Origin of the sequence: Aliiruegeria lutimaris (assembly GCF_900099935.1) — a bacterium.
Classification (GTDB): Bacteria; Pseudomonadota; Alphaproteobacteria; order Rhodobacterales; family Rhodobacteraceae; genus Tropicimonas; species Tropicimonas lutimaris.
Genome location: NZ_FNEK01000009.1, coordinates 12,234 through 37,749 on the forward strand (window position 1 = coordinate 12,234; position 25,516 = coordinate 37,749).

The window sequence follows — 25,516 nt, forward strand, 5'->3', positions numbered from 1 at the left end:
CAAGGCGCGCCAGAGTTTTCCCTGACGATAGAAACTGTTCGGAGCTGTGCCAGATGTCGACCCGCCGTGATTTCATCACCGCCACTACCGCCGCCTGCCTATCCGCCGCGCTTCTGCCCGTCGGGGCGCGCCGGGCGCTGGCCCAGACAGCCACCACATCCTCGACCACGAGCAGCAGCTTCGAATTGGATCCGCAGTTCCAACCGCAGGTCGTCAAGATCAAGAAGCAGTTCCAGCCGGGCGAAATCCTGATCCTGCCCCGCTCGCATTTCCTCTATTTCGTCTTCGAGACAGGCAAGGCGATCCGCTACGGCGTCGGCGTCGGCAAGGCCGGGCTGGAATTCACCGGCCAGGCCACGATCGACGTAAAGAAGGAATGGCCGACCTGGCGCCCGACCGACGAGATGATCGAACGCGATCCGGGAACCTATGCCAAGTTCAACGGCACCGATTACGTCATGCCCGGTGGCCCGAGCAATCCGCTGGGCGCCCGTGCGCTCTACCTGTTCCAGAATGGCAAGGACACGTATTTCCGTATTCACGGCACGACCGCGCCGGAGTCTATCGGTCGCTCTGTCTCGAACGGATGTATCCGTATGCTGAACGAGCACGTGATCGACCTGTACAACCGCGTTCCCCTGGGCACGATCGTGACCGTTCTGTGATCCTCCGGCAGACCAGCCGGAGTTCACGTTCACGATGATCTTGCCGTTGATCTTGCCCGGATCCGTCGGGCGAGCCCTGTCAGGCGTCCAGAATGGCCTGGATTTCGGCCCATAATTCCGCAATCTCGCGTGCCGCTGCGCTGTTGCGCTGCCGCTCCGTTACACCGAATCCCTGCCCGAGCGCCTCGGCATAGATCACGCGATTGCCCAGAACCGTCTCGGCCACCGGCGCATCGAGTTCCTGCATGCCTGAGACCATCTCTCCTGAAAGGCGGGTGCCGGTGCGGGCGCGGTTGAGAACCGTCAGGGCGGATTTTCGGGTTCGCTCCACCAGTTCCAGCACCGCTTCCGTCGCCCAGAGATCGAGCTGGCTGGCCGAGACGGGAACGATCACCAGGTCTGCCTCGCGCAGCGCGGGGCGCAGGTCGCTGTCGGCCTTGGGTGGCGTGTCCACGATGACGAAATCATTGACCTTTCGCAGCTTGTCGCATTCGTACCCCACGCCCCAAGCCGAGGCGGTGGAAAATTCCATGCCCGGCTCGCCCCCGGTCGCTTCGACCCGCGTCATGAACCAACGCCCGAGCGAGCCTTGCGGGTCCGTGTCCAGCACGGCAACGCTGTGGCCCGCAGCGCGCAGGTGAACGGCCAGGTTAACGGCGACCGTCGTCTTGCCGCTTCCGCCCTTCTGTTGAGCCACTGTGATCGTACGTCCAGCCATTTCACCCCCGGTGCCGTGCATGCCTTCACGGGATCGTGGCGCAGATGCTGCAGATGCACAACAGCCGAGATCGCGCTGCGGCGCAGCGCCGCTTGCCGATTCGGCCTGAAGGCCGAATCTGACGCACCCAGCCGGCCGAAACCGGCCGATATGATCGTCATATGGGCCACACCACCCCGTGTTGGGCCATTTCGGTCGCCGAAGCCGCCTTCCTGCTTGGCGGCTGGGTGAGAGTCACGTTAACAACGCTTGAGGAGACCGCGTGAGTACCGCCAGGGATTTTGCGGCGAACAGGTTTGCACGCTAGGGATTGTGTCGATGAGAAAGATTGGACCCATTATGTCGCGGCTTGGCGCCATCGCGATTGGCTCATGTGCAGCCTTTCCCGCGGCTGCGCTCGACAATGTCATTCTCAATACGCCCGGCGCCGATGACGCCCTTCACAAGACGCTCGAAGGCGCATCCATGATTCTACAGGCGCAGGAGGAGGAGCGGACCAGCCCCGACGACCTGCTGGCGACCGCGCGGGCCGAGTACAAGCGGATGGTCTCGGTTCTTTATGGCCAAGGGCGCTATGGCGGCACGGTCAGCGTGAAGATCGACGGGCGCGAAGCTGCCGATATCTCGCCGCTCTCTCCGCCTGCGAGCATCGGCACCATCGAGATCACCGTGGAGCCGGGGCCGGAATTCCTGTTCTCCGAAGCCAGCGTGAAGCCGCTTGCGCCAAAAACGGAGTTGCCCAAGGGCTACCGCAAGGGCGAGATCGCCGAATCCGGGCTGATCGGACAGGCCGCGAGCACCGCCACCTCCGCCTGGAAGGATGCCGGTCACCCCAAGGTAGACCTTGTCGAAGAGAGCATCACGGCCAACCACGCGAAATCCACCATCGCCTCGCGGCTGACGCTCGATCCCGGCCCGAAACTGCGCTTCGGGCCGATGACGGTCAGCGGCAACAAGCGGGTGCGCACGGACCGCATCAAGGCCATTGCCGGCCTGCCCGAAGGCGAGACCTACAGCCCCAAGGAACTCAACGACGCCGCCGAGCGCCTGCGCCGCGCCGGCGCATTCCGCTCCGTGTCGATCCGGGAGGCCGAGGAAGTCGGGCCGGGCGACCTGATTGGTGTTGACACGGAAGTGCTGGAGCAGAAGCGCCGCCGCCTCGGCTTCGGAGCCGAGCTTTCCACCCAGGAAGGCGGTCGGGTGAATGCCTACTGGATGCACCGCAACCTGCTCGGCGGCGCCGAGAACCTACGGCTGAGCTTCGATGTCGAAAACATCGGCACGACGGCTGACGACAATGGCATAGATTACCTCGCCTCGGTCATCTTCAGACGCCCGGCAACCTTCCATCCCGATGTCGACCTGGTGCTGCGGGCAGTTATCGAACACGAGGACGAGCCGGGCTATGTGTCGAACTTGGCGGAAATCGGCGGCGCTTTCGCATGGCATTACTCGGACGATCTGGAATTGACCGCCGGACTAGATTTCCGTGCCTCCGAGGTGGATGACGCATTCGGCGAACGCGACTACATGATGGTCTCCCTGCCGCTCCAGGCCTTTTGGGACAAACGCGACAACGAGTTCGACGCGACCCGGGGCTATTTTCTAGGTGCCGAGTTGCGGCCCTTTGTCGGCATCGACAACATGGAAAATGGCGGGCTTATTGAGCTCGACGCCCGCGGCTATTACGGCTTCGGCGAAAAGCGCAACACGGTACTGGCCGGCTGGATGCAATATGGCAGCCTGTTCGGCCCGGAGATCTCCGGCGCGCCGCAGGACTACCTGTTCTTCGCCGGCGGCGGCGGCTCCGTGCGGGGCCAGCCCTACCAATCCCTTGGCGCGGGTGAATTCGGCGGCACGATCTTCGGTGGCCGCTCCTATGTTGCCCTCTCGGGCGAGATCCGCAGCTATGTTTCCGGCAATATCGGGGTCGTCGGTTTCGTCGACGGCGGATATGTCGGCGCAGAAGAATACTATGACGGCTCCGGAGAATGGATGTCCGGCGCCGGGATCGGCGTCCGCTACAAGACCGGCTTCGGCCCGATCCGGGTAGATTTTGCAACGCCCGTTCAGGGCGGCCCGGACGACGCTGACAAACTTCAACTTTATATTGGTATCGGACAGGCCTTCTGATGCGTTTTGCCCGCCACGCCGCTTTTGCAGGAACCTTTTTCCTGATCGCCCTACCCGCCCCCGCCCAAGACGAGGATGGCGGCGGCATGATCCAGCGTTTCCTGCAGGACAAGCTCTCCTCCGGTGGCCGCGAAGTGCGCATCAGCGGCTTCGAGGGGCTGCTCTCCGGCGCGGCGCGGCTGGGCGAGCTGACCATTGCCGATGACAAGGGCGTCTGGCTGACCCTGCGCAATGCCGAGCTTGACTGGAGCCGGGCCGCACTTCTGCGGGGCAATCTCTCGGTGGAAACCCTCTCGGCCGGCGAGCTGATCGTGGAGCGCCTTCCCGAAGCCGCACCACAGGATGAAAACGCCCTGCCGGACGCGCCCAAGGCGGAAGCCTCCGGGTTTTCCCTGCCCGAGCTGCCGATCTCGATCCGGATCGACACTCTCGCCATAGAACGCGCGGAACTGGGCGAGCCGGTGCTGGGCCAGGCGGCGGTGCTCGGGCTGCAGGGCGGGGTGGAGCTGGCCAGCGGTGAAGGCCGGGTCGACCTTGAGACCCGCCGGCTCGACGGGCCAGACGATACCATCAGCCTGCATGGCAGCTTCGTCAACGAGACCCGCACGCTCACGCTCGACCTCAGCATGTCCGAAGACGCGGGTGGGATCGTCAGCAGCCTGCTCAAGCTGCCCGGCTCCCCGTCGCTCGACCTGAAGGTCGCGGGTGACGGCCCGCTCACCGATTTCGCTGCCGATATCGGCCTGCGTACCGATGAGCAGGACCGGATCGCGGGTGCGGTGACACTCAAGGGCGACGACGCCGGAAACACCACCTTCACGGCGGATATCGGCGGCGATATCACCCCGCTCATCCCGGCCGATTTCCACGAGTTTTTCGGCGATGACATCCGCCTGACGGTCAATGGCGCGCGCGGCGCGGAAGGGACGCTGGACCTGCCGCTTTTCTCGCTCGCAGCCAAGTCGCTGCAATTGCAGGGCGCGGTGACGCTCGGCGCCGATGGCTTGCCGACCGCCTTCGATATCGACGGCAAGATGGGGCGGGCCGATGGCGCGCCGCTGCGCCTGCCGGTCTCCGGGCCGGGCACTTATCTCGACCAGGTCGCGCTCGCGGCCGAATTCGATGCCGCGCAAAGCGACCGCTGGACGCTGACGGCAGAGGTTGACGGCGTGGATACCGAAGCCGCCAATCTGGACCAGCTTGCCCTGGACGGCGTCGGCAGGATCTCCACCGGTGACGGCGCAGCCGTTTCCGGCGACCTGCTCTTCGATTTCGCCGGCCTTGCGCTGGCCGATCCGGCGCTGGCAAAGGCGGCGGGCGAAACGCTCAACGGTGGGGTGGCCTTCAGCTGGCAACAGGGCAGCGCGCTGGACATCACGCGGCTCTTTGCCGACGGGGCCGATTTCGGCGTCACCATTCTCGGCGATCTTCGGGTCGCGGATCGCAGCCTGAAGATTTCCGGCCAGGGACAGGTTCGGGCCGACGACATCTCCCGCTTCTCCGATCTGGCCGGACGTCCCTTGACCGGCCAAGCCACGGTCGGGCTTTCCGGTCAGGGCGACCCGCTCGGCGGCATCTTCGCGGTGACGGCGGATATCGCGGCGGACGGACTGTCGATCGGCGACGAGACGGCGGACCGCCTGCTCGACGGCCCGGTCACAATCGCCACCGCCGCGCGGCGCGACACCTCCGGCACCGTACTGGACCGTTTCGAACTGCGCAGCCGCGGCGTCGAGGCCGATGCATCCGGCAATGTCGGCAGCGGCAGCTCGGATCTCAGATTCTCGGCAGCGCTGAGCGATGTCGGGCTCGTCCTGCCGGGGCACGAAGGGCAATTGACCCTCTCCGGCGAGGCCCGCGAAACCGCGCCGGGCGACTGGATGACCGGGCTGGAACTGGCCGGCCCCTATGAGCTGGCCGGCAACCTCGCCGGGCGCATTCACCCCGGCGACGGCGATATCACCCTCGACCTCTCCATGCCCGATATCGCGCCGCTGGTGCCAGATCACAGCGGCCCGATCAGCGTCACGGGCAGCGCGAAGGAAGAAGCCGAGGGCAAATGGAATGTCGACCTGGATGTCGGCGGCCCCTACGAGCTGGCCGCGCAGGTGGCGGGCCTTGTCGCCCCCGGCGAGAGCGATGTTGCTCTTGAGATTGCCCTGCCGGACATCGCGCCGCTGGTGCCAGATCACAGCGGCCCGATCAGCGTCACGGGCAGCGCGAAGGAAGAGGCCGAGGGCAAATGGAATGTCGACCTGGATGTCGGCGGCCCCTACGAGCTGGCCGCGCAGGTGGCGGGCCTTGTCGCCCCCGGCGAGAGCGATGTTGCTCTTGAGATTGCCCTGCCGGACATCGCGCCGCTTGTCCCCGGTCATACCGGCGCCGTGGCGCTGTCTGGCACGGCTGCGGAAACCGGAACCGGCGGTTGGAAGTTCAAGCTGGACGGCTCCGGCCCCTACGAGGCGCAGGTCAATCTGGACGGCAGCATGGGCGGGGGCCCCGGCGAAGTGGCGCTGACCGCCAGCCTTCCGGACATTGCCCCGCTCGCCCCCGGCCTGACCGGTCCGATCCTTGCCGAAGGCACGGCCAGCGATGCCGGCGACGGGCTGTGGAAGATCGATTTCGACGCCAGCGGCCCCTATGACAGCGTTGCCACCGTGGATGGTGTCGTTGGCGGTGGCCAGAGCGATCTCCTGCTCGACGTCTCCCTGCCCGACCTCTCGCCGCTCGTCCCGCAGGTCCAGGGACCAGTTCGCGCGCGTGGCACCGCCGCCGAAGCCGGCGACGGCCGCTGGAACGTGGATTTCAACGTCGCCGCTCCGCAAGGGGCGACAGCCGATATTGCCGGCGCCGTGGGCGCAACCGGCACGGATGTCGAGCTTGCCGTCGCCGTTCCACAGGTTTCGGCCTTTGCCCCGGGCGTGAACGGCGCGCTGACCGCCGCGGCAACCGCCGCCCAGCGCGAAGATGGCGCCTGGGAACTCGATCTGGATGCAAACGGCCCCTATAGCAGCACGGTTGCCGCCGGAGGCATCTATGGCCCCGGCGTGAGCAGCCTCGCTGTCGAGGCCGCCCTGCCCGATGTCGGCGCGCTTGCACCGGCCTATTCCGGCCCGCTCTCGATCAAGGGCACGGCCAACGAGGCCAGCGCCAACACCTGGAATGTCGTGCTTGATGCCGGCCTGCCCTATGATGGTACGGCCAATATCGTCGGTGCGATTGCGGCCGGCGCGACGGCGCTCGACCTGCAGGTGAACCTGCCGACTATCGCCCCCTTCGCCCCCGGTATCACGGGCGGCTTCTCTGCCACGGGAAATGTCGCGCAATCCGCAGCCGGCTATGCCGTCACGCTCGACACGAATGGCCCGCAGGGCGTCTCCTCCTCGGTTTCCGGCAGCGTGGCGGCGGATTTTGCCACCGTCGCCCTCAATGCAACCGGAACCGCGCCGCTGGGTCTCGCCAACAAGGCGCTCTCGCCCAACATTATTAACGGCACCGCCGCCTTCAATATCGCGGTCGACGGCGCACCGTCGCTCGAAGCCGTTTCGGGGACGGTCACCATCAACGGTGCCGACATGACACTGCCGGAGTTCCGTCAAAACCTGTCCGGCATCAATGTGCAGGTTGGTCTTGACGGCTCCAGTGTTCAGCTCGACGCCAGCGCCAACAGCCAGGCCGGCGGCTCGCTCGGGGCCAACGGATCGTTGCAGATCTCCGGCGGGATGAATGCCAACCTTCAGGCCTCGCTCAACCAGTTCGTGCTGACCGATCCAACGTTGTTCTCGACCACGCTCGACGGAGGCGTCACCATCTCCGGCCCGCTCACGGGAGGCGCCAATATCGACGGGCGGATCAATGTCGGCCGGACCGAGATTCGCATTCCGGATGGCGGGCTCGGCTTCGGCGGCGCGGTGCCGAACCTGACCCACACCAATGAGCCCAACTCCGTGCGCCAGACCCGCCAACGGGCCGGATTGATCGAGGAAAAGAAATCCTCTTCCAGTGGTTCAGGCGGCGCAGGTGCTGTCTTCGGGCTAAATGTTACCGTCAGAGCGCCCGACGAGATCTTCATCCGCGGACGCGGCCTCGATACCGAACTGGGTGGCGGAATGGTCGTCACCGGAACAACGGCGACCCCCAAGCCAGTCGGCGAGATCGAGGTGATCCGCGGACGACTGGACATCCTCGGCCAACGCCTGGATGTGACCGAAGGCACGGTTTCATTGGCCGGCGGGCTGCAACCCTATATCGACATCACGGCCTCTTCGAGCCGTGACGATTTCGAGTTCGTTGCAAAGATCACCGGCCCGGTGGATGATCCAACCTTTAAACTTAGCTCGGTTCCGGATCTGCCGCAGGACGAGGTTCTCGCCTATTTCCTGTTTGGCAAAAGCGTGACGGACCTCTCTGCGCTTCAGGCGGTTCAAATGGCAAGCGCGCTGGCAACCCTCACCGGACGTGGCGGCGTGGGCCTGATGGGGAACATTCGCGAGGGGCTTGGGTTGGACGACCTGGATCTCGCCACCACGGATGATGGCGGTGCCGAAGTGCGTGCCGGCAAGTATATCAGCGACAACATCTACACCGAGTTCGTGGCCGACAGCCAAGGCGAGACCGAGATCGATCTCAATATCGACGTTTCCAAGAATTTCACCGTTAAGGGCACGGCTGATTCAAAGGGCGATAGCTCGATAGGTATCTATTTCGAGCGGGATTACTAAAACCACCGCAGGACCATGAGTAACAGGGGGCTTTGCCCCCCGCGCTCTTTACGAGCGCTCCCCTCAGGACATTTGAGGAAAGAGGATGTGAGCGCGGTGGCCTTTCATCTTTCCGGCAAATACCTCCGCCGGAGGCACGATCCGCAGGATCGTTCGCGCGCGCGAAGCGCGCGCCCTCGAACAGCTACAAGACCCGCGGGGCGGCCATGTTCCTTCCGTGTCAGCTTTTGTCAGCTGCCCCGATACGTCGAGTAGCCAAATGGCGAGAGCAACAACGGAACGTGGAAATGCGCTTCCTCCGACATGCCGAAGCGGATTGGTACAAGGTCGAGAAAGAGCGGCTCCTGCGAAACCTGGCCACTCTCTCGCAGGTAGTCGCCGGCATGGAACACCAACTCGTAGCTACCAATTTCGAAAAGGTCGTCCGGCAGGATCGGCCCGTCAGTGCGGCCATCTTGATTGGTGATCCTTCGGCCAAGGAATTCCCTTGCGTCACCTTTGATCCGGAAAAGCTCAATCTCGAGGCCCCCCGCCGGTTTCCCGAGCGCTGTGTCCAGAACATGGGTGGTCAGATATCCCGCCATCGGGCCCTCCTTCTTGCGTCTGCTCCATGAAGGCGGGAAACTCGCCGCCAGACAAGCCCGAAGCGGATCGGAGACCAATATGAATCGTTATCCTCGCGACATGCATGGCCATGGTCCGACGCCCCCTCCGGCGAACTGGCCCGACAATGCCCGGATCGCGGTCCAATTCGTGATCAATTACGAGGAAGGCGGCGAAAACTGCGTGCTGCATGGCGATGCCGCCTCGGAAGCTTTTCTGTCCGAGATCATCGGCGCAGCCGCCTGGCCCGGACAGCGGCATTGGAACATGGAGAGCATCTACGAATACGGCTCCCGCGCCGGTTTCTGGCGGCTGCACCGGCTGTTTACGGAGCAGCAGGTTCCGGTGACGGTCTATGGGGTCGCAACCGCGCTTGCCCGCTCTCCCGAACAGGTCAAGGCAATGCAGGCGGCAGAGTGGGAGATCGCGTCCCACGGGCTGAAATGGATCGAGTACAAGGACTTCACGCCCAAGGAAGAGACCGAGCATATGCTGGAGGCGATCCGGCTGCATACCGAGGTGACGGGTGCGCCGCCGCGTGGCTGGTACACGGGCCGCTGTTCGGTGAACACGGTCGAGCTGGCCGCGCGCTTCGGCAGCTTCGACTATATCGCGGACAGTTATGCCGACGACCTGCCATACTGGATCGAGGTAGACGGGAACGACCAGTTGATCGTGCCCTATACGCTCGACACCAATGACATGCGCTTCGCCACCGCGCAGGGCTTCAACACGGGCGAGGATTTCTTCACTTATCTCAGGGACAGTTTCGACTGCCTCTATGCCGAGGGCGAAGCGGGTCAGCCGAAAATGCTTTCGATCGGGTTGCATTGCCGCCTTGCCGGACGTCCCGGACGCCTTGCCGGGTTGAAGCGTTTCCTCGAACATGCCAGCGCCCGGGACGGCGTCTGGTTCGCCCGCCGCATCGACATCGCGGAGCATTGGGCGGCCACCCACCCGCCGCAGAAACGGCAGATGGCGCGCCCGAGCGAGATGGATCGCGAGGCGTTCATCGTGGCCTTTGGCGGGATATTCGAGCATTCGCCGTGGATCGCAGAACGCGCCCATGCGCTGGAGCTCGGCCTCGCGCATGACACCGCGACCGGCCTTCACTCGGCGCTGATCCGTGCCTTCCGCTCGGCAAGCGCAGAGGAACGGCTCGAAGTCCTGTGCGCGCATCCGGATCTCGCCGGCAAACTTGCAAAGGCCAAGCGGCTCACCAACGAAAGCACCGCCGAACAAGCCAGCGCCGGGCTGGACGCGCTGACAGATGCCGAGCGCGACAGCTTCACGGCGCTGAACCGCGCCTATACCGACCGCTTCGGCTTCCCCTTCATCATCGCCGTGCGCGATCACGACAAGGCAGGCATTCTTGAAACTTTCCAGCGTCGGCTGGAACAGGATCGGGAGAGCGAGTTTGCCGAGGCCTGTCGGCAGGTCGAGCGGATCGCCGAACTGCGTCTGCAAGCAATGGAGTGGTAATGCCCGAGATCTTCACGTCCCCGCTTACGGCGGAAGCTTTCGCGCCTTTCGGTGATGTCCTCGAAATCGGCGGCGAGCCCGACAAGTGGATCAATGCCGGCGCCTGCGGTCGCTATCATGACCGCGCCCGGCTCGATTTCGTCGACGGACAAGCGGGCATCTCGCTTTTCAACGCTCAGCCCCGCAGCCTGCCCTACGAATTCGACCTCGTGGAGCGCCACCCCTTGGGCAGCCAGGCCTTCCTGCCGATGACGGAGCACCCGTTCCTTGTCGTTGTCGCGCCGGATGAAGGGGGCAGCCCCGGTGCGCCGCGCGCTTTCCTGACCGCGCCGGGCCAGGGCATCAACCTGTACAGGGGGACTTGGCATGGTGTCTTGACGCCGCTGCACGCGCCCGGCCTCTTTGCTGTGGTCGACCGGATCGGATCGGGCGCCAACCTGGAGGAAGTCACCTATTCCGAGCGCTGGTGGGTTCGGGAAGGCTGACGGATCAGACGTTGCGCAACCCGTGCCGCGTGAGCAGCTCGGTCAGCAGCTTGCGGGCCGCGCGGCGGTGGGCGCGGTGCAGCCGCCCCGCCGCTTCCGCGTCGCAATTCCGGATCGCCTCGCAAACCTCGCGGTGGGCCTTGTTCGACTCTGTCGGCAAGGGCCGCAGCCAGAGCGTCACCGCCCGCGCACGCCGTACCTGATCGTTATACATCGCGCAGATCGACTCGATGCGCTGATTATGCCCCAGCCGGATCAGGGCCGAGTGGAACTCCTCATCGGCTGCGGCCCAGGCGACGCGATCCTCCGCTGCGAGTGCTTCGTCCATATGCCGGATTGCTTCTTCGAGCGCGGAAACTTCCTCTTCGGAATGGGTCGCATCGGCGGCCTTCTCGGCACAGAGCCCTTCCAGCTCGGTCAGGATCTCGTAGATCTCTTCCATGTCCTTGGGTGACACCGGCGTGATCCGCACCCCGTGCCGGGGACGAACCTCCAACAGCCCATGCGCCTCCAGCCGCAGTGCCGCCTCCCGGACCGGGGTGCGCGACATGCCCAGAAGCTCCGCCAGTTCCGCTTCCAGATAAGTGGAACCCGGCATCAGGTCGCCCGCGAAGATCATATCGCGCAGGGTGTCCTGCGCCTTCAAGGTATTCGATTTCGGTTTCGCGGCTTGCGTCATGTCTTCAATTCCTGTCGGCACCCGGTTTCGGATGACTTGTAGATCGCGTTCTCCATTTCGAGAACCTTCAGGTAATCCCGCGCCCTGTTCTCCAGCGCACCCTCGCCGCGCAGGTAGCGCGCAACATGCTCACAGAGGCGAAAAACACAATCGCCTCCGAAGCGACCGCCATCATAGGGCGGCATAAGAACACGTTCCTGCTGGGACTTGAACCGCCGCAAATGCACCGAGCCGTCCCCCGCGAGGCGCAGGACGCCGGCTGTTCCCTCGATCAGCCCCTCGCCCATGGTCAACCTGTGATGCTCCGCGCGGTGATCGAGCAGGCGGTTGCCATCGAAGATCGAACGAACCCCGCCCCCGTGATCGAACAGAATGAAACCCGCATCCTCGCCCGCGATCGCCGGGTTCATCCGCCGCAGATCGGCATAGACGGATTTCACCGGCCCGAAGAGGAACCGGAACGTATCGACCCAATGCACCGCCGTCTCGTGTACGAGGAAACGCGGCATCTGCTGGAAATAGGGTTGGCGGTCCAGATAGGCCTGCGGCCCCTGCCCGTCGCCCGGCCGCATCCGGAAACTTCCCTGGAGCACGTCGCCAATCTCGCCCTGCTCCATCGCCGCCTTCATGGCGCGATACCAGGGTTGCCAGCGGAAATTCTCGTGCACGACGAGGGTGGAACCCGCGGCCTCGGCAAGCTCGGTCAGGGCCCGGGCCTCCTCCAGGTTGTTGCAGAACGGCTTCTGGCAGATGATCACCCTGCAACCGGCCGCGATTGCTTCTCGAACCGCGTTCACATGCGTTTCCGGCGCAGTCGCGATGTCGAGAATGTCCGGCACGCCCGCCCCGTCGAAAAGCGCGCTCAGGCTGCCAAAGGCCGGAAATCCCGTGGCTTGCGCCCTGGAAAGCGTGCGATTGGCGACAGCGCTGAGCGTGACGCCTTCCAGCCTGTCCCATGCCTCGTGATGAAAGGACGCAAAATATCCGGCACCCAGAACCGCGGCCGTCAACGGCATGCTCGTCATCCCTGCTCAACCTGTTGCGCATTTTCAAGTGCATACGTAATCTAGGCCGAACGCGCCCTTCCCGCAAGGACGCCGCCCCGATGATCACCAGCAAAACCGCGGCCACAACCCGGGAGGTGCAGCGATGACATGGCAGGTCCATTCCGTGAAATATGCCGAGCGGAACGCGCGAATCCGGGCGGATTCCTTTCTTTTCGACGAGGACCCGACCGCGCCGCACGCGATGGATTATTTCATGTGGGTTTTGCAGGACGGGAAGCGGACGATCCTGGTCGATACCGGCTACAATTCCGCCGAAGGTGCGCGGCGCGACCGGCCAATTCGCTTGGACCCGACAGTGGCGCTCGCTCCGCTCGGCATCCGCCCCGATATGATCGACACGCTCATCGTGACCCATCTGCATTACGACCATGCGGGCGGACTGCATCTCTTTCCCAATGCCACGCTGCATATGCAGGAAGTCGAGATGGCCTATGCGACCGGGCCCTGCATGTGCCATCAGGCGATGCGGCATCCCTTCACCGCCGATCATATCTGCGAGGCGATCAAGCGGCTCTATGCCGGTCGGGTCGTGTTCTATGATGGTTTCGGAGAGGTTGCGCCGGGCGTGAGCGTGCATCGGATCGGCGGGCATTCGCGGGGGCTTCAGGCGGTTCGGGTCGAAACGGAGTCCGGTCCGCTCTGCCTCGCTTCCGACGCCGCGCATTACTACGAGAACGCCTTCGCGGGGAAACTCTTCCCCATCGTCGCCGATGCCGAGCAGATGCTGCGCGGGTTCCAGACGATCCAGAAACTGGCCACCCATCCGGGGCGCCTGGTTCCGGGTCACGACCCTTTGGTGCGCGAGCTGTTCCCGCGCCACGATCAGGCCGACTGGATCAACCGCCTGGACCTTGGCCCAACGCAGCCGCTCCCGTTCTGACGATATTCGGGGAAGTCCCTCGCGCGGCCAGCCGGGCGTCCGTCGCCCGCTGGGCAGCCGCTTTCACTTCCAGAACCGGGACAGAAAGCGAAGCGGTGGGAAGTAATCCACAAAGCTACGGAACATGATCTTGCTCTTGTAGCGCCGCTCGCCATTCAACATCTGGTATCCGTGGACGGGATGCATGACGTTTCCTCCTCATGCGTTTTCTTATTCCGCTCAGGGTAGCACGGATCTCGACCTTTGGAAGACCCCAACAACAAGAATTGATACCCAGAGTCTAATTTCATTGCCGGCAGAAAGTTCAGCGCAGCGTTAACACCTGCCTGTCATCCGAAAATGGCAATGAGAAACTGCTCCGCCAGCGGCAATCGACTCATTGACCGCCGCCTTTCATTTCAATAATTCATGAAATATGGATAAGTTGACGGCAACCACCGCGTTCTTCGCACTCTCCCAGCAGACCCGGCTGGATATTTTCCGCATGCTCGTGCAATCGGGAGAGCCCGGCAGACATGCCGGAGAGATCGCCGATACTCTGGAAATTCGTCAGAACACGTTGTCGAACAACCTGAACATCCTGCTCAATGCCGGGCTGGTGAACCGCGTACGCGAAGGTCGCCATATCCGCTACACGGCCAATACCGAGACGACCGGCGAGCTGCTCTCCTTCCTTCTGGAAGGGTGCTGCCAGTCGCGCCCCGAAATCTGTTTTCCCCTGATCGAACGATCCTCTAGGCGTACAGAGGCCCCCATGGCGCAAGATACCTATAACGTGCTTTTTCTCTGTACGGGCAACTCCGCCCGCTCGCTGATGGCCGAGGCCATCATGAATCGCGAAGGCATGGGCAAGTTCCGCGCCTTTTCGGCCGGTTCCCTGCCCTCGCCGGATGGCCCACATCCCTACGCGGTCGAGTTGCTGAAAAACCTCAACCACAACACGTCCGAAATCCGCACCAAGGACTGGGCCGAATTTGCCAGTGAAGGCGCGCCAAAGCTCGATTTCGTCTTCACCGTCTGTGACAAGGCCGCCGCCGAGGTCTGCCCGGTCTGGCCCGGCCAGCCGATGAGCGCGCATTGGGGCGTGCCGGACCCGGTCGCGGCGCAGGGCAACGAGGCCGAGAAGCGTCTCGCCTTTGCCGACGCCTACCGGATGCTCCGCAACCGTATCTCGATCTTCACCAACCTGCCTCTGGAGACGCTGGACAAGTTCTCGCTGCAAAGGCAGCTCGACCAGATCGGCCAGACCAGGGAACTTGGCGTCGATATCTGATCTCGGGCACCCAGGACCACGCGGATCGGGGCGCCCCGGTCCGAAAGGCAATTCAGACACGACAAAGGGCCGACAGCGGCCGAGGAAAGATACATGACAAAGATCGCGATCAATGGCCTCGGCCGCATGGGCAAGCTGGCAATGCGCTCCTTTTTCGACCAGGGGATCGAGGGCGAGATCATCCTGCTGAACGACGCCGTGGGCACGCCAGAGCAACACGCGCTGCTGATGGAATTCGACACGGTGCATGGCCGCTGGCTGGCCGATATCGCATATGGCGAGGACAGCCTCACCATCGACGGCCAGAAGATGCGCCTGACCTGCGAGAAACGCATCGAGGACCTGCCGCTCCAGGAGATGGGGATCGACGTGGTGGTCGACTGCACCGGCGTTTTCAAGACCGGCGAGAAGGTGCAGCCCTATTTCGATGCCGGCGTGAAGAAAGTCGTGGTTTCCGCACCGGTCAAGGATGGCGGCGCGGTGAACCTCGTCTATGGCGTAAACCAGGACATCTACAAGCCGGAGGAACACAAGCTCGTCACCGCGGCATCCTGCACCACCAACTGCCTCGCGCCGGTTGTGAAGGTCATCCACGAGGGGTTGGGCATCAAGCATGGCTCCATGACCACGATCCATGACGTCACCAACACCCAGACCATCGTCGACAAGCCCGCCAAGGACATGCGCCGCGCCCGCTCGGCACTGAACTCGCTCATTCCCACTACCACCGGCTCGGCCACCGCGATCACGCTAATCTATCCCGAGCTGAAGGGCCGGCTGAACGGCCACGCCGTCCGCGTGCCGCTGCTGAACGCCTCGCTCACCGACTGCGTCTTCGAGGTGGAGCGCGAGACGACCGTCGAAGAAGTCAACGCACTCTTCAAATCCGCCTCCGAGGGCGAACTTGCCGGCATTCTCGGCTATGAAACCCGCCCGCTGGTCTCCTGCGATTACATCAATGACGAACGCTCGGCGATCATCGACGCGCTGTCGACCATGGTTGTCAACGGCACGCAGGTGAAGATCTATGCCTGGTATGACAACGAATATGGCTATGCCTTCCGGCTTGCCGATGTGACCCGGCTGGTCGTGGACACCCTCTGATGGACAGGCACCCACAGGGCCTCTCGGCCTATATTGCCGTAACGGCCGCCTACTGGGCTTTCATGCTCACCGATGGCGCCCTGCGCATGCTGGTGCTTCTGCATTTCCATACGCTCGGCTTTTCGCCGATCCAGCTGGCCTACCTGTTCCTGCTCTACGAGTTCATGGGCATGGTCACGAACCTCTCGGCGGGCTGGATCGCGGCGCGGTTCGGTCTCACTTCCACGCTCTACGCCGGACTCGGCATCCAGATCGTGGCGCTGCTCGCGCTGGCCGGCCTCGACCCGGAATGGGCGCTGGCCAGCTCTGTCATCTACGTGATGGTCGTGCAGGGACTCTCCGGCGTGGCGAAGGATCTCGCCAAGATGTCCTCCAAATCCGCCGTGAAGCTGCTGGCGCCGAGCGATGGCGACGGCCTCTTCCGCTGGGTAGCTTACCTGACCGGCTCCAAGAACGCGGTGAAGGGTTTCGGCTTCCTGCTCGGCACCGTCCTGCTCGGCACGGTCGGATTTACCGGTTCCGTGCTCGCCATGGCCGCGGTGCTGGCCGCGATCCTCGCCGCCATCGCAGCCTTCATGCCAAAGGGCCTGCCGCAGGGCAAGAAAGGCACCAGGTTCAAGGAAATCTTCTCCAGGAACCGCAATGTGAACCTGCTCTCGCTCGCGCGCGTCTTCCTGTTCGGTGCCCGCGACGTGTGGTTCGTGGTCGGCATCCCGATCTATTTCTATGCCGTGCTTTCGGACGGCACCGAGGCCGGCAACCGCATGGCCTTCTTCCAGATCGGCACCTTCATGGCACTTTGGATCATCGCCTATGGCGCGGTACAGGCCTGGGCGCCCGGGCTACTGAGAGCGAAAGAGAAGACCACCGACCAGATAGTTGCGCTCGCCGTGCAATGGGTCGGGCTGCTGACACTGGTCCCGGCCACGCTCGCTCTCTGCGCTTTGGTCGCGGGCGAACCAGCGCAATGGCTCACGCTGACTCTGATCGCCGGGTTGATGGTGTTCGGCTTCGTCTTCGCGGTGAACTCCTCGGTGCACTCCTACCTCATCCTCGCCTTCACCCATGACGACCGGGTGACGATGGATGTGGGCTTCTACTACATGTCAAACGCCGCCGGCCGTCTTCTGGGCACGCTGCTGTCAGGACTGAGTTACCAACTCGGCGGCCTCCCCCTCACGCTCGGAACAGCCGCCGCGATGGCCTTGCTCTCCTGGCATTCCGCCCGCAAGCTCCACGCCGCCACGCCCGCCGAAGCGACACAAGGATAAACACGCATGAGCAGCTTCGAACGCTACCTCTCCGTCTGGGTCGCGCTGGCTATGGTGGCCGGCCTGATCCTCGGCAATATCGCCCCCGGGCTTGTAGGCGTCATCGCGGGTGCCGAGATCGCCTCGGTCAACCTCGTCGTCGCGGTGCTGATCTGGGCCATGGTCTACCCGATGATGGTGGGCGTGGACCTCTCCTCGATCAAGGACGTAGCCAAGGCTCCACGCGGGCTGATCATCACGCTGGTGGTGAACTGGCTGATCAAACCCTTCACCATGGCCTTACTCGCCGTGCTCTTTTTCGAGACGCTTTTCGCGCCCTGGATCGCCCCCGAGGATGCCCAGCAATACATTGCCGGCCTCATCCTGCTGGGCGCCGCGCCCTGCACCGCCATGGTCTTCGTCTGGTCGAACCTGACTAAGGGCGATCCGAACTACACATTGGTGCAGGTGACCGTGAATGACCTGATCATGGTCTTCGCCTTCGCCCCCATCGTGGCCTTCCTGCTGGGGGTGACGGATATCACCGTCCCTTGGGAAACTCTGTTGCTCTCGGTCGTGCTCTATATCGTGCTGCCGCTCGTCGCCGGCATGATCACCCGCGCGCGGCTGGGCAGCGCAAAGGCCATCGACGCGTTCAAGGCCAAGGTGTCGCCCGTCTCCGCCATGGCGCTGACCGTCACGGTCGTCATCCTCTTCGCACTTCAGGCGGAAACGATCGTCGCCCGCCCCGCAGCGATCCTGCTGATCGCCGTTCCGATCATCCTGCAGAGCTACTCGATCTTCGCCCTCGCTTACGCGACCGCCTGGGCGGCCAAGGTTCCCCACCGGATCGCCGCCCCCTGCGCGATGATTGGCACGTCGAACTTCTTTGAACTGGCCGTCGCCGTTGCCATCAGCCTGTTCGGCCTCGGCTCCGGCGCCGCGCTGGCAACGGTGGTCGGTGTTCTTGTCGAGGTTCCGGTGATGCTGTCCCTGGTGGCCTTTGCCAACCGAACCCGGGCGCGATTCCCGGCTTAGACCGGGTTTGGACATCCGCCAGCAAGCAAGGGCGAGCCCCCTCATCCTCTTTGCGCGAATATCCGGGCAAGCAGCGCACGCCAGAGCGCGGGTGGAGGGCAACGCCCCCTCACGGATGCCGCTAAGGGCGCAAACCGTCGGCAAGAGGCGATTTGACCGATTGACGCGACTCGCAAGGACCCATTTTCCTTCAACCATTCCAATGCGTTCGGAGGACGCCATGGCAGCCTTTCCAAATCTCCCGTCCCTCGCCGTCGCGCTGGCACTCAGCTTTGCCGCCAGCGGCGCCGCACTTGCCTATAGTGGCGAAATCTACGTCACTTGCGGGCTGAATCCGCAGGGCGACAATTTCCTGGCCCTGCGCCGCTGTGGTTCGACAAGCTGCGCGATGACCCACAAGCTGGGCCCGGGCACCTACATGCTCTCCTTCGAACCCTATGGGACGAATGGCTGGCGCCAGGTCTCTATCCTCAACAGACCCAACGAACAGGATATCGCCGGCCCGACGGGCTGGGTTTTCGAGCGCTATATCTGCCAGGTCAGGCCATAAACGGCCCCGGGAACAGCGCGCATCTGCGCCAGCGCCAACCCCATGTGCGCGGGCGGCGGTAGCAAATGACCTGAGAATGGATAAGGGTGACGGGACGGGCACCCGCCCGAAGGATGCCCCATGCCCGCACCAGACGCCGTGTTCCTCAAGGGGAACCTGTTTCGCCATATCACCGTGATGACGCTGACCTCCTCAGTCGGGCTGATGGCGGTGTTCCTGGTCGATTTCATCGACATGGTTTTCATCTCGATGCTGGGCAAGGCGGAACTGGCCGCGGCAATCGGTTATGCGGGGGCGATCCTGTTCTTCACGTCCTCCATCGGGATCGGCATGGCCATTGCCGCTGGCGCGCAGGTCTCCCGGGCGCTTGGCGAGGGCGAGAAGACTCTCGCCCGCAACCGCGCCTCCACGGCGCTGATTTGGGGGGTGATTTTCGGTTCCGCCTTTGCCGCCCTGATCTGGTTGAATGTCAGGACATTGGCCGAACTGGTGGGCGCGACGGGGGAAACGCTGGACCTGGCGGTCCTCTATCTCCGTATCATCATCCCCAGCCTGCCGCTCTTGCTCGTCGGCATGGTCGGCGGCGCGATCCTGCGGGCGCATGGCGCTGCGCGCCGGTCGATGATGGCCACGATCTGGGGCGCAGGCGTCAATGCCGTGCTCGACCCGATCCTGATCTTCGGACTGGACATGGAACTGACCGGCGCCGCGCTGGCCTCGGTCTGTGCCCGGATCACAATCGCCTTGGCCGCCCTCTACCCGATCTTTCGCCACCATGGAGGCCTTTGTCGCCCAAGCCCGCGCCATATGCTCGGCGCGCTCGCCCCGCTGCTGGCAATCGCCGGCCCCGCGATGCTGACCCAAATGGCCACCCCCGTAGGGCAGGCCTATGTCACCCGCGCCATGGCGGCCTATGGCGAGGAGGCCGTCGCCGGCATGGCGATCATCGCCCGCATGTCGCCCGTCGCCTTTGCCACGATCTTCGCGCTGTCCGGGGCCATCGGGCCAGTGATCGGCCAGAATTTCGGCGCTGGACGACATGACAGGGTCCGGCGTGCCTGGTTGGACGGAATGCTCTTCGCGTTGCTCGTCGTGATCACGGTCACGCTGCTGCTTTACTTGCTCAGACCTTCCATTTCCGCCCTGTTCGAAGCCGAAGGCATCGCCCAGACGCTGATCTACCTCTTTTGCGGACCGCTGGCGCTGCTGTTCTTTTTCAACGGCGCGATCTTCGTCTCCAACGCCGCCTTCAACAATCTCGGCCGGCCGCTCTGGTCCACCTGGATCAACTGGGGTCGCAACACGCTGGGCACCGTTCCCCTCGTGCTCGTCTGCGGAGCGGCCTGGGGTGCCCCCGGCGTGCTGATTGGACAAGCGCTCGGTGGCGTGGCCTTTGCCATCCTCGCAACGATGCTGTCGGGACGGATCATGAAGCGACCTCAATCAGCGCCGACCAAACCGCCCTTCGCCCGCCAGGGACGTCTGCTAAGCCTTATGAACCTGCGCCGATAGCGCTTTCAGGTGGCTGTCCACGAAACCGCGTTGCCAGTCGGTGACCGGTTGGTGGCGCGGATAGCGCGGTGCGACCCGGTCGTTCAGAATCGGGGCCGTCCAGCCGGCCGTGGTGGCAAAGAAGCGTTCTGCCCCGTCCGTCCCGAACACGTTCAGGAACCCCTGCACGACCGTATCGATATAACTCAGCAGGACGGGATGGGTGACATCGGGCGGCGCGGCATGGCTCGCCGGCACGGCATAGACCTGCGCCCGTGCGTCCGATCCGCATGCATGCAGCACCGTTTCCACCGGGTGGCGATCATAGGCGCGTTCCCGTTCGTCCAGCGCGGCCCAATCGGCGCCGGGCACTTCGGCCACCAGACCATCGATCGAACACTCCGCCCGCTCGACCGACAGATAGGCCACCGGGCGCAGGTTGGTATGCACCCAGACCCTGCGCCACCCATCCAGCCGCGCCGGCCGGGTGCCCGGATAATCATGAGTTGCCCGATTTACGAGCGAACCATAGCCAAAAAACTGTCGATCCTGCATACGGGTGGTGTGTCCGCAACCGGGCGCGAAGGCAAGGCTTGCCGTATCCGAAAACATTCGTTATCTCGACTTTATCCCGCGTCGGGAGAAGTCGGACCGAAAGGTCCGGTGCCGAAGGAGCAACCGCCCCGGTAAACTCTCAGGCCAAAGGACCGCACGGGAATAAACTCTGGAGAGTGAGGTGCAAGCCTCCGCCGAAGGGATAACGATCTCAGGCCGAAGGACAGAGGGGGCATCGAATGGGCAGGACGCGCCCGGAATCGGTGCCGGAAGAATTTCTCTGACGGCCGAATACGTGACGACGGAGAAAGTCATTGGCGCAAGACCTGCTGAAAACCCCGTTACATGGGCTGCATCTGGAACTAGGCGCTCGAATGGTGCCCTTTGCCGGCTACGAGATGCCCGTGCAATACGCCATGGGCGTGATGAAGGAACATCTGCACACCCGCGCGGCGGCTGGCCTGTTCGACGTGAGCCACATGGGCCAGGTTTTGCTGACGGGCGCTGACCCGTCGGTGGATCTTGAGCGGCTTGTGCCGCAATCCATCACCGGGTTGAAGCCCAGCCGACAGCGCTATGCGTTTTTCACCAATGAATCCGGCGGGATCGAGGACGACATCATGGTCGCCCGGCGCGAGGACCATCTCTATGTCGTGGTCAACGCAGCCTGCAAAGCCGCGGATATCGCGCTCATGCGGGCCGGATTGCAGGAGTCGGAACTGGTCGAGATCACGGACCGGGCGCTGCTCGCCCTCCAGGGACCGGCGGCCGAGGCTGCGCTCTCGCGCATCGTGCCGGTGGCGCCCATGGCGTTCATGGAGGTCGGCATCTTCCCGAGCGATTTCGGCGAGCTTTGGATCTCGCGCTCCGGCTATACCGGCGAGGACGGTTTCGAGATCTCGGTTCCTGCGGATCACGCCGAAGGCTTCGCTCGTGCCTTGCTCGACATGGAGGAGGTCGCCCCGATCGGCCTCGGCGCGCGGGATTCGCTGCGCCTTGAGGCCGGATTGTGCCTTTATGGCAATGACATCGACACCACGACCGACCCGGTTCAGGCAAGCCTGACCTGGGCAATCCAGAAAACCCGCCGCCCGGGCGGCGCCCGTGAAGGCGGATTTCCCGGAGATTCCATCATATTGCCGAAGATTTCGGATGCAGACGATCAGGAAGACCGCCGCCGCGTCGGCATCCTCCCCGAAGGTCGCGCCCCGATGCGGGAACACGTGCAATTGTTCGAAAATGAAAAGGACGAAACTCCCATTGGCGTCGTCACATCCGGTGCTTTTGGCCCGACGGTCGGTCACCCGATCTCCATGGGCTACGTGCCTGCGCGCCTGTCGGCGCCCGGAACACGGATCTGGGGCGAAGTGCGCGGAAAGCGCATGGCCGCCGAGATCGTCTCTCTTCCTTTCCGTCCCTCCACTTACAAGCGCTGAGGAGCCCCCCGAAATGATCAAGTATACCGAAGACCATGAATGGTTGAGCCTGGACGGCGATATCGTCACGGTCGGCATTACCGACCATGCCCAGGAACAACTCGGCGATATCGTCTTCGTGGAACTTCCCGAGGTCGGCACCCAGATCTCCAAGGATGACGAGATCGTGGTGATCGAGTCGGTCAAGGCCGCCTCCGATATCGTGGCGCCGGTCGATGGCGAGATCGTCGAGATCAACGAAGCGATCATCGACACGCCCAGCAAGGTCAACGAGGATGCCGAGGGCGAGGCGTGGTTCTTCAAGGTGAAGATCGACGATGCCAGCCAACTCGACGCCTACATGGACGAGACCGCCTACAAGGAACTGACCGCCTGAGGCACGCCCTTCCGGGCACGCCGGTTCCGACCAATCCGCCCGGTCACGAGGCCGGGCAGCGCCGCCCCCGCTCCCAGCGGGCGGGGGCGGCGCTCCCCCTTTTCCCGCGGCGATGATCTCGCCTCCGCGCTTGCAACACCATCCCAAACCGAACGGGAGCCCCGCCTTGCCTTTCCAGCCCACCGACTACCAGCCCTATGATTTCGCAAATCGCCGTCATATCGGCCCCTCGCCCGAAGAAATGGCAGAAATGCTCGCCGCGATTGGCGTGGACAGCCTGGACACGCTGATCGACCAGACAATTCCGGCCGATTTCCGCCAGCAAACGCCGCTCGACTGGGCGCCCATGGCCGAAGGCGAGATGTTGGTGAAGATGCGCAAGGTCGCCCGCCGCAATCAGGTGCTGCATTCGCTGATCGGACAGGGCTATTACGGCACCGTCACGCCGCCGGCGATCCAGCGCAATATCCTTGAAAACCCGGCCTGGTACACGGCTTACACGCCCTATCAGCCCGAAATCGCCCAGGGCCGGCTCGAGGCACTGCTCAACTTCCAGACCATGATCGCCGACCTGACAGGCCTGGAGATCGCCAACGCGTCGCTTCTGGACGAAGGCACTGCCGCTGCCGAGGCCATGGCCATGGCGCAGCGTGCCTCGAAATCCAAGGCGGCGGCCTTCTTCGTCGATGCCAATTGTCACCCGCAGACCATCGCCGTTGTCGAGACCCGCGCCCACCCGCTCGGGATCGAAGTGATCGTGGCCCCGGTGGACGAGTTGGACGCCAGCGCCGTCTTCGGCGCCCTGTTCCAATATCCGGGCACCGATGGTGTGCTGCGTGATTTCACGCCGGAAATGGAGGCGCTGCACGCCAACAAGGCTATCGGAATCGTCGCTGCGGACCTCCTGGCGCTGCTTCTGCTCAAGGAGCCCGGCGCGATGGGTGCCGATATCGCCGTGGGCTCCGCCCAACGGTTTGGCGTGCCCATGGGCTATGGCGGCCCGCACGCCGCCTACATGGCCTGCCTCGACACGTACAAGCGCGCCATGCCGGGGCGGATCGTCGGCGTCTCGGTCGATGCGCGCGGCAACAAAGCCTATCGCCTCTCGCTTGCCACCCGCGAGCAGCATATCCGCCGCGAGAAGGCCACCTCGAATGTCTGCACCGCGCAGGCGCTCCTTGCCGTCATGGCGAGCTTCTATGCCGTTTTCCACGGGCCCCGCGGCCTGCGCGCCATTGCCGAGCGCGTCCATATCATGGCCGCACGTCTGGCCGAAGGGCTGCGGGATGCGGGCTTCGATGTTGCCCCGGAGGGGATTTTCGACACGATCACGGTGGATGTCGGACCACTCCAGGGGGCCATCCTGCGCTCGGCCCGTGCCGAAGGCGTCAACTTGCGCAAGTTCGGTGACACGAAGATCGGCATCTCGGTGGACGAGACCTGCGTACCAGACACGATCGAGCGCGTCTGGCGTGCCTTCGGCATCAATGACAGCTTCGGTGAGCCCACCCGTGTCGCTTTGCCCGAGGAACTGCTGCGGGAGAGCGACTACCTCACCCACCCGATATTCCACCTCAATCGCGCCGAGGCCGAGATGATGCGCTACATGCGCCGCCTCGCGGACCGGGACCTGGCCTTGGACAGGGCAATGATCCCGCTCGGCTCCTGCACGATGAAGCTCAACGCCGCCGTGGAGATGATGCCGATCACTTGGCCCGAATTCGGCCAGATCCACCCATTCGTGCCGGACGATCAGGCCGAGGGCTATGCCGAGATGCTGACGGATCTCTCGGCCAAGCTCTGCGAGATCACCGGCTATGACGCCATGTCCATGCAGCCCAATTCGGGCGCGCAGGGCGAATATGCGGGCCTGCTGACCATTGCCGCCTATCACCGCTCCCGCGGCGAGGCGCGTGATATCTGCCTGATTCCGAAATCGGCCCATGGCACCAACCCGGCCTCCGCTTCCATGGCGGGCATGAAGGTCGTCGTGGTGAAATCGGCGGAGAACGGCGATATCGACCTCGAGGATTTCCGCGCCAAGGCCGAAGCCGCAGGCGACAAGCTCGCCGCCTGCATGATCACCTACCCCTCCACCCACGGCGTCTTCGAAGACACCGTTCGCGATGTCTGCGCGATTACCCATGAACATGGCGGGCAGGTCTATCTCGACGGGGCGAACCTGAACGCGATGGTGGGGCTGTCCCGGCCCGGCGATCTCGGCTCCGATGTCAGCCACCTCAACCTGCACAAGACTTTCTGTATCCCACATGGCGGCGGTGGTCCCGGCATGGGCCCGATCGGGGTCAAGGCGCATCTGGAGCCCTTCCTGCCCGGCCACCCGGTGACCGGCGGCCGCGAAGGCCCGGTCTCGGCGGCGCCCTATGGCTCGGCCTCGATCTTGCCGATCTCCTGGGCCTATGTGCAGCTGATGGGCGGCGAGGGCATCACCCAGGCTACCAAGGTCGCCATCCTCAGCGCCAACTACATCGCCGCCCGCCTGAGTGGCGCTTATGACGTGCTGTTCAAGGGCAAGGGCGGGCGCGTCGCGCATGAATGCATCCTCGACACCCGGCCCTTCGCCGAGACCGGCGTGCAGGTCGATGATATCGCCAAGCGCCTGATGGATAGCGGCTTCCACGCCCCCACCATGTCCTGGCCCGTGGCCGGCACGCTGATGGTGGAGCCGACCGAGTCCGAGACCAAGGCCGAACTCGACCGCTTCATCGACGCAATGCTGTCGATCCGCGCCGAGATCGGCGCCATCGAGGCCGGCGAGATCGCCTATGAGCAAAGCCCGCTGCACTTCGCGCCGCACACGGTCGAGGATCTCATCGCCGACTGGGAACGCGCCTATCCGCGCGAACAGGGTTGCTTCCCGCCGGGCTCATTCCGCGTGGACAAGTACTGGCCACCCGTTGGCCGGGTGGACAACGCCTTTGGCGACCGCAACCTCGTCTGCACCTGCCCGCCGGTGGAAAGCTACGAGGACGCGGCCGAGTAAGCCTCC

Annotated in this window: 21 protein-coding genes and 1 riboswitch; of the genes, 15 read left to right on the top strand and 6 right to left on the bottom strand. The window is 64.0% G+C overall.

The annotated features are described in order from the left end of the window. Positions 1–53: 53 nt before the first annotated feature. Complete coding sequence (locus tag BLR85_RS06080) at positions 54–665, top strand: L,D-transpeptidase family protein (RefSeq protein WP_093151654.1); 612 nt, start codon at positions 54–56, stop codon at positions 663–665. A 79-nt stretch (positions 666–744) separates the two neighbouring features. On the opposite strand, the gene parA is transcribed toward BLR85_RS06080, so the two are convergent. Then, on the bottom strand, positions 745–1,383 hold the full coding sequence (gene parA, locus BLR85_RS06085; protein ID WP_093151961.1) for a ParA family partition ATPase: 639 nt from the start codon (positions 1,381–1,383) through the stop codon (positions 745–747). 318 nt (positions 1,384–1,701) lie between these two features. Here parA and BLR85_RS06090 point away from each other — a divergent pair, with 318 nt between their 5' ends. After that, positions 1,702–3,516, top strand: coding sequence for an autotransporter assembly complex protein TamA (locus BLR85_RS06090; protein WP_093151659.1), 1,815 nt, complete (start codon positions 1,702–1,704; stop codon positions 3,514–3,516). Beyond that, positions 3,516–8,237 carry a translocation/assembly module TamB domain-containing protein gene (locus BLR85_RS06095; RefSeq protein WP_093151665.1) on the top strand — a complete coding sequence of 1,574 codons (4,722 nt, stop codon included), beginning with the start codon at positions 3,516–3,518 and terminating at the stop codon, positions 8,235–8,237. Before BLR85_RS06090 ends, BLR85_RS06095 begins: the two co-directional genes overlap by 1 nt. Before the next feature lie 230 nt (positions 8,238–8,467). On the opposite strand, the gene uraH is transcribed toward BLR85_RS06095, so the two are convergent. Continuing rightward, entirely contained in the window at positions 8,468–8,821 is a 354-nt protein-coding gene (gene uraH / locus BLR85_RS06100; RefSeq protein ID WP_093151670.1) for a hydroxyisourate hydrolase, read from the bottom strand. A gap of 79 nt (positions 8,822–8,900) precedes the next feature. Here uraH and puuE point away from each other — a divergent pair, with 79 nt between their 5' ends. Together puuE and BLR85_RS06110 are read left to right on the top strand one after the other, a co-directional pair. Next, positions 8,901–10,322, top strand: a complete 1,422-nt coding sequence (gene puuE / locus BLR85_RS06105) for an allantoinase PuuE (RefSeq protein WP_093151674.1) — start codon at positions 8,901–8,903, stop codon at positions 10,320–10,322. After that, a complete protein-coding gene (locus BLR85_RS06110) occupies positions 10,322–10,807 on the top strand; it encodes an ureidoglycolate lyase (protein ID WP_093151679.1) in 486 nt (161 codons plus the stop codon). The genes puuE and BLR85_RS06110 overlap by 1 nt, the downstream gene beginning before the upstream one ends. 4 nt (positions 10,808–10,811) lie before the next feature. On the opposite strand, the gene BLR85_RS06115 is transcribed toward BLR85_RS06110, so the two are convergent. Together BLR85_RS06115 and BLR85_RS06120 are read right to left on the bottom strand one after the other, a co-directional pair. After that, a complete protein-coding gene (locus tag BLR85_RS06115; protein WP_093151684.1) occupies positions 10,812–11,486 on the bottom strand; it encodes a GntR family transcriptional regulator in 675 nt (224 codons plus the stop codon). Next, on the bottom strand, positions 11,483–12,502 hold the full coding sequence (locus tag BLR85_RS06120; protein ID WP_342028773.1) for a Gfo/Idh/MocA family protein: 1,020 nt from the start codon (positions 12,500–12,502) through the stop codon (positions 11,483–11,485). Before BLR85_RS06120 ends, BLR85_RS06115 begins: the two co-directional genes overlap by 4 nt. A 133-nt stretch (positions 12,503–12,635) precedes the next feature. On the opposite strand from BLR85_RS06120, the gene BLR85_RS06125 reads away from it, so the two are divergent. Next, positions 12,636–13,433 (top strand): N-acyl homoserine lactonase family protein, encoded by a 798-nt coding sequence (locus tag BLR85_RS06125; protein ID WP_093151694.1) that lies wholly within the window; start codon positions 12,636–12,638, stop codon positions 13,431–13,433. A 63-nt stretch (positions 13,434–13,496) separates the two neighbouring features. Here BLR85_RS06125 and BLR85_RS30215 read toward each other — a convergent pair whose 3' ends face one another. Next, a complete protein-coding gene (locus tag BLR85_RS30215; protein WP_280138464.1) occupies positions 13,497–13,619 on the bottom strand; it encodes a hypothetical protein in 123 nt (40 codons plus the stop codon). Between the two features lie 229 nt (positions 13,620–13,848). On the opposite strand from BLR85_RS30215, the gene BLR85_RS06130 reads away from it, so the two are divergent. From BLR85_RS06130 to BLR85_RS06155, 6 genes are all read left to right on the top strand, one after another. After that, complete coding sequence (locus BLR85_RS06130; protein ID WP_093151699.1) at positions 13,849–14,706, top strand: metalloregulator ArsR/SmtB family transcription factor; 858 nt, start codon at positions 13,849–13,851, stop codon at positions 14,704–14,706. A 93-nt stretch (positions 14,707–14,799) separates the two neighbouring features. Continuing rightward, the gene (locus BLR85_RS06135) at positions 14,800–15,810 is read left to right on the top strand and encodes an ArsJ-associated glyceraldehyde-3-phosphate dehydrogenase (protein WP_093151704.1); all 1,011 of its coding nucleotides are present in this window, start codon (positions 14,800–14,802) and stop codon (positions 15,808–15,810) included. Further along, entirely contained in the window at positions 15,810–17,081 is a 1,272-nt protein-coding gene (gene arsJ, locus BLR85_RS06140) for an organoarsenical effux MFS transporter ArsJ (RefSeq protein WP_093151709.1), read from the top strand. The genes BLR85_RS06135 and arsJ overlap by 1 nt, the downstream gene beginning before the upstream one ends. Positions 17,082–17,087: 6 nt before the next feature. Further along, the gene (arsB, locus tag BLR85_RS06145) at positions 17,088–18,098 is read left to right on the top strand and encodes an ACR3 family arsenite efflux transporter (RefSeq protein WP_093151714.1); all 1,011 of its coding nucleotides are present in this window, start codon (positions 17,088–17,090) and stop codon (positions 18,096–18,098) included. Positions 18,099–18,318: 220 nt separating this feature from the next. After that, positions 18,319–18,648, top strand: a complete 330-nt coding sequence (locus BLR85_RS06150) for a hypothetical protein (RefSeq protein ID WP_093151718.1) — start codon at positions 18,319–18,321, stop codon at positions 18,646–18,648. Positions 18,649–18,768: 120 nt separating this feature from the next. Further along, the gene (locus BLR85_RS06155; RefSeq protein WP_093151723.1) at positions 18,769–20,160 is read left to right on the top strand and encodes an MATE family efflux transporter; all 1,392 of its coding nucleotides are present in this window, start codon (positions 18,769–18,771) and stop codon (positions 20,158–20,160) included. Here BLR85_RS06155 and BLR85_RS06160 read toward each other — a convergent pair. Further along, a complete protein-coding gene (locus tag BLR85_RS06160) occupies positions 20,134–20,751 on the bottom strand; it encodes a gamma-glutamylcyclotransferase family protein (RefSeq protein WP_425284466.1) in 618 nt (205 codons plus the stop codon). The genes BLR85_RS06155 and BLR85_RS06160 overlap by 27 nt on opposite strands. A 14-nt stretch (positions 20,752–20,765) precedes the next feature. Next, positions 20,766–20,859: riboswitch (glycine riboswitch) on the top strand. 149 nt (positions 20,860–21,008) lie between these two features. Here BLR85_RS06160 and gcvT point away from each other — a divergent pair. The 3 genes from gcvT (at position 21,009) to gcvP (ending at position 25,510) form a co-directional block, all read left to right on the top strand. Beyond that, positions 21,009–22,130, top strand: coding sequence for a glycine cleavage system aminomethyltransferase GcvT (gene gcvT, locus BLR85_RS06165; protein ID WP_093151728.1), 1,122 nt, complete (start codon positions 21,009–21,011; stop codon positions 22,128–22,130). A gap of 16 nt (positions 22,131–22,146) precedes the next feature. Then, positions 22,147–22,506, top strand: coding sequence for a glycine cleavage system protein GcvH (gcvH, locus tag BLR85_RS06170; protein ID WP_093151969.1), 360 nt, complete (start codon positions 22,147–22,149; stop codon positions 22,504–22,506). A gap of 166 nt (positions 22,507–22,672) precedes the next feature. Next, on the top strand, positions 22,673–25,510 hold the full coding sequence (gcvP, locus tag BLR85_RS06175; RefSeq protein ID WP_093151734.1) for an aminomethyl-transferring glycine dehydrogenase: 2,838 nt from the start codon (positions 22,673–22,675) through the stop codon (positions 25,508–25,510). The last annotated feature ends 6 nt before the right edge of the window (positions 25,511–25,516 follow it).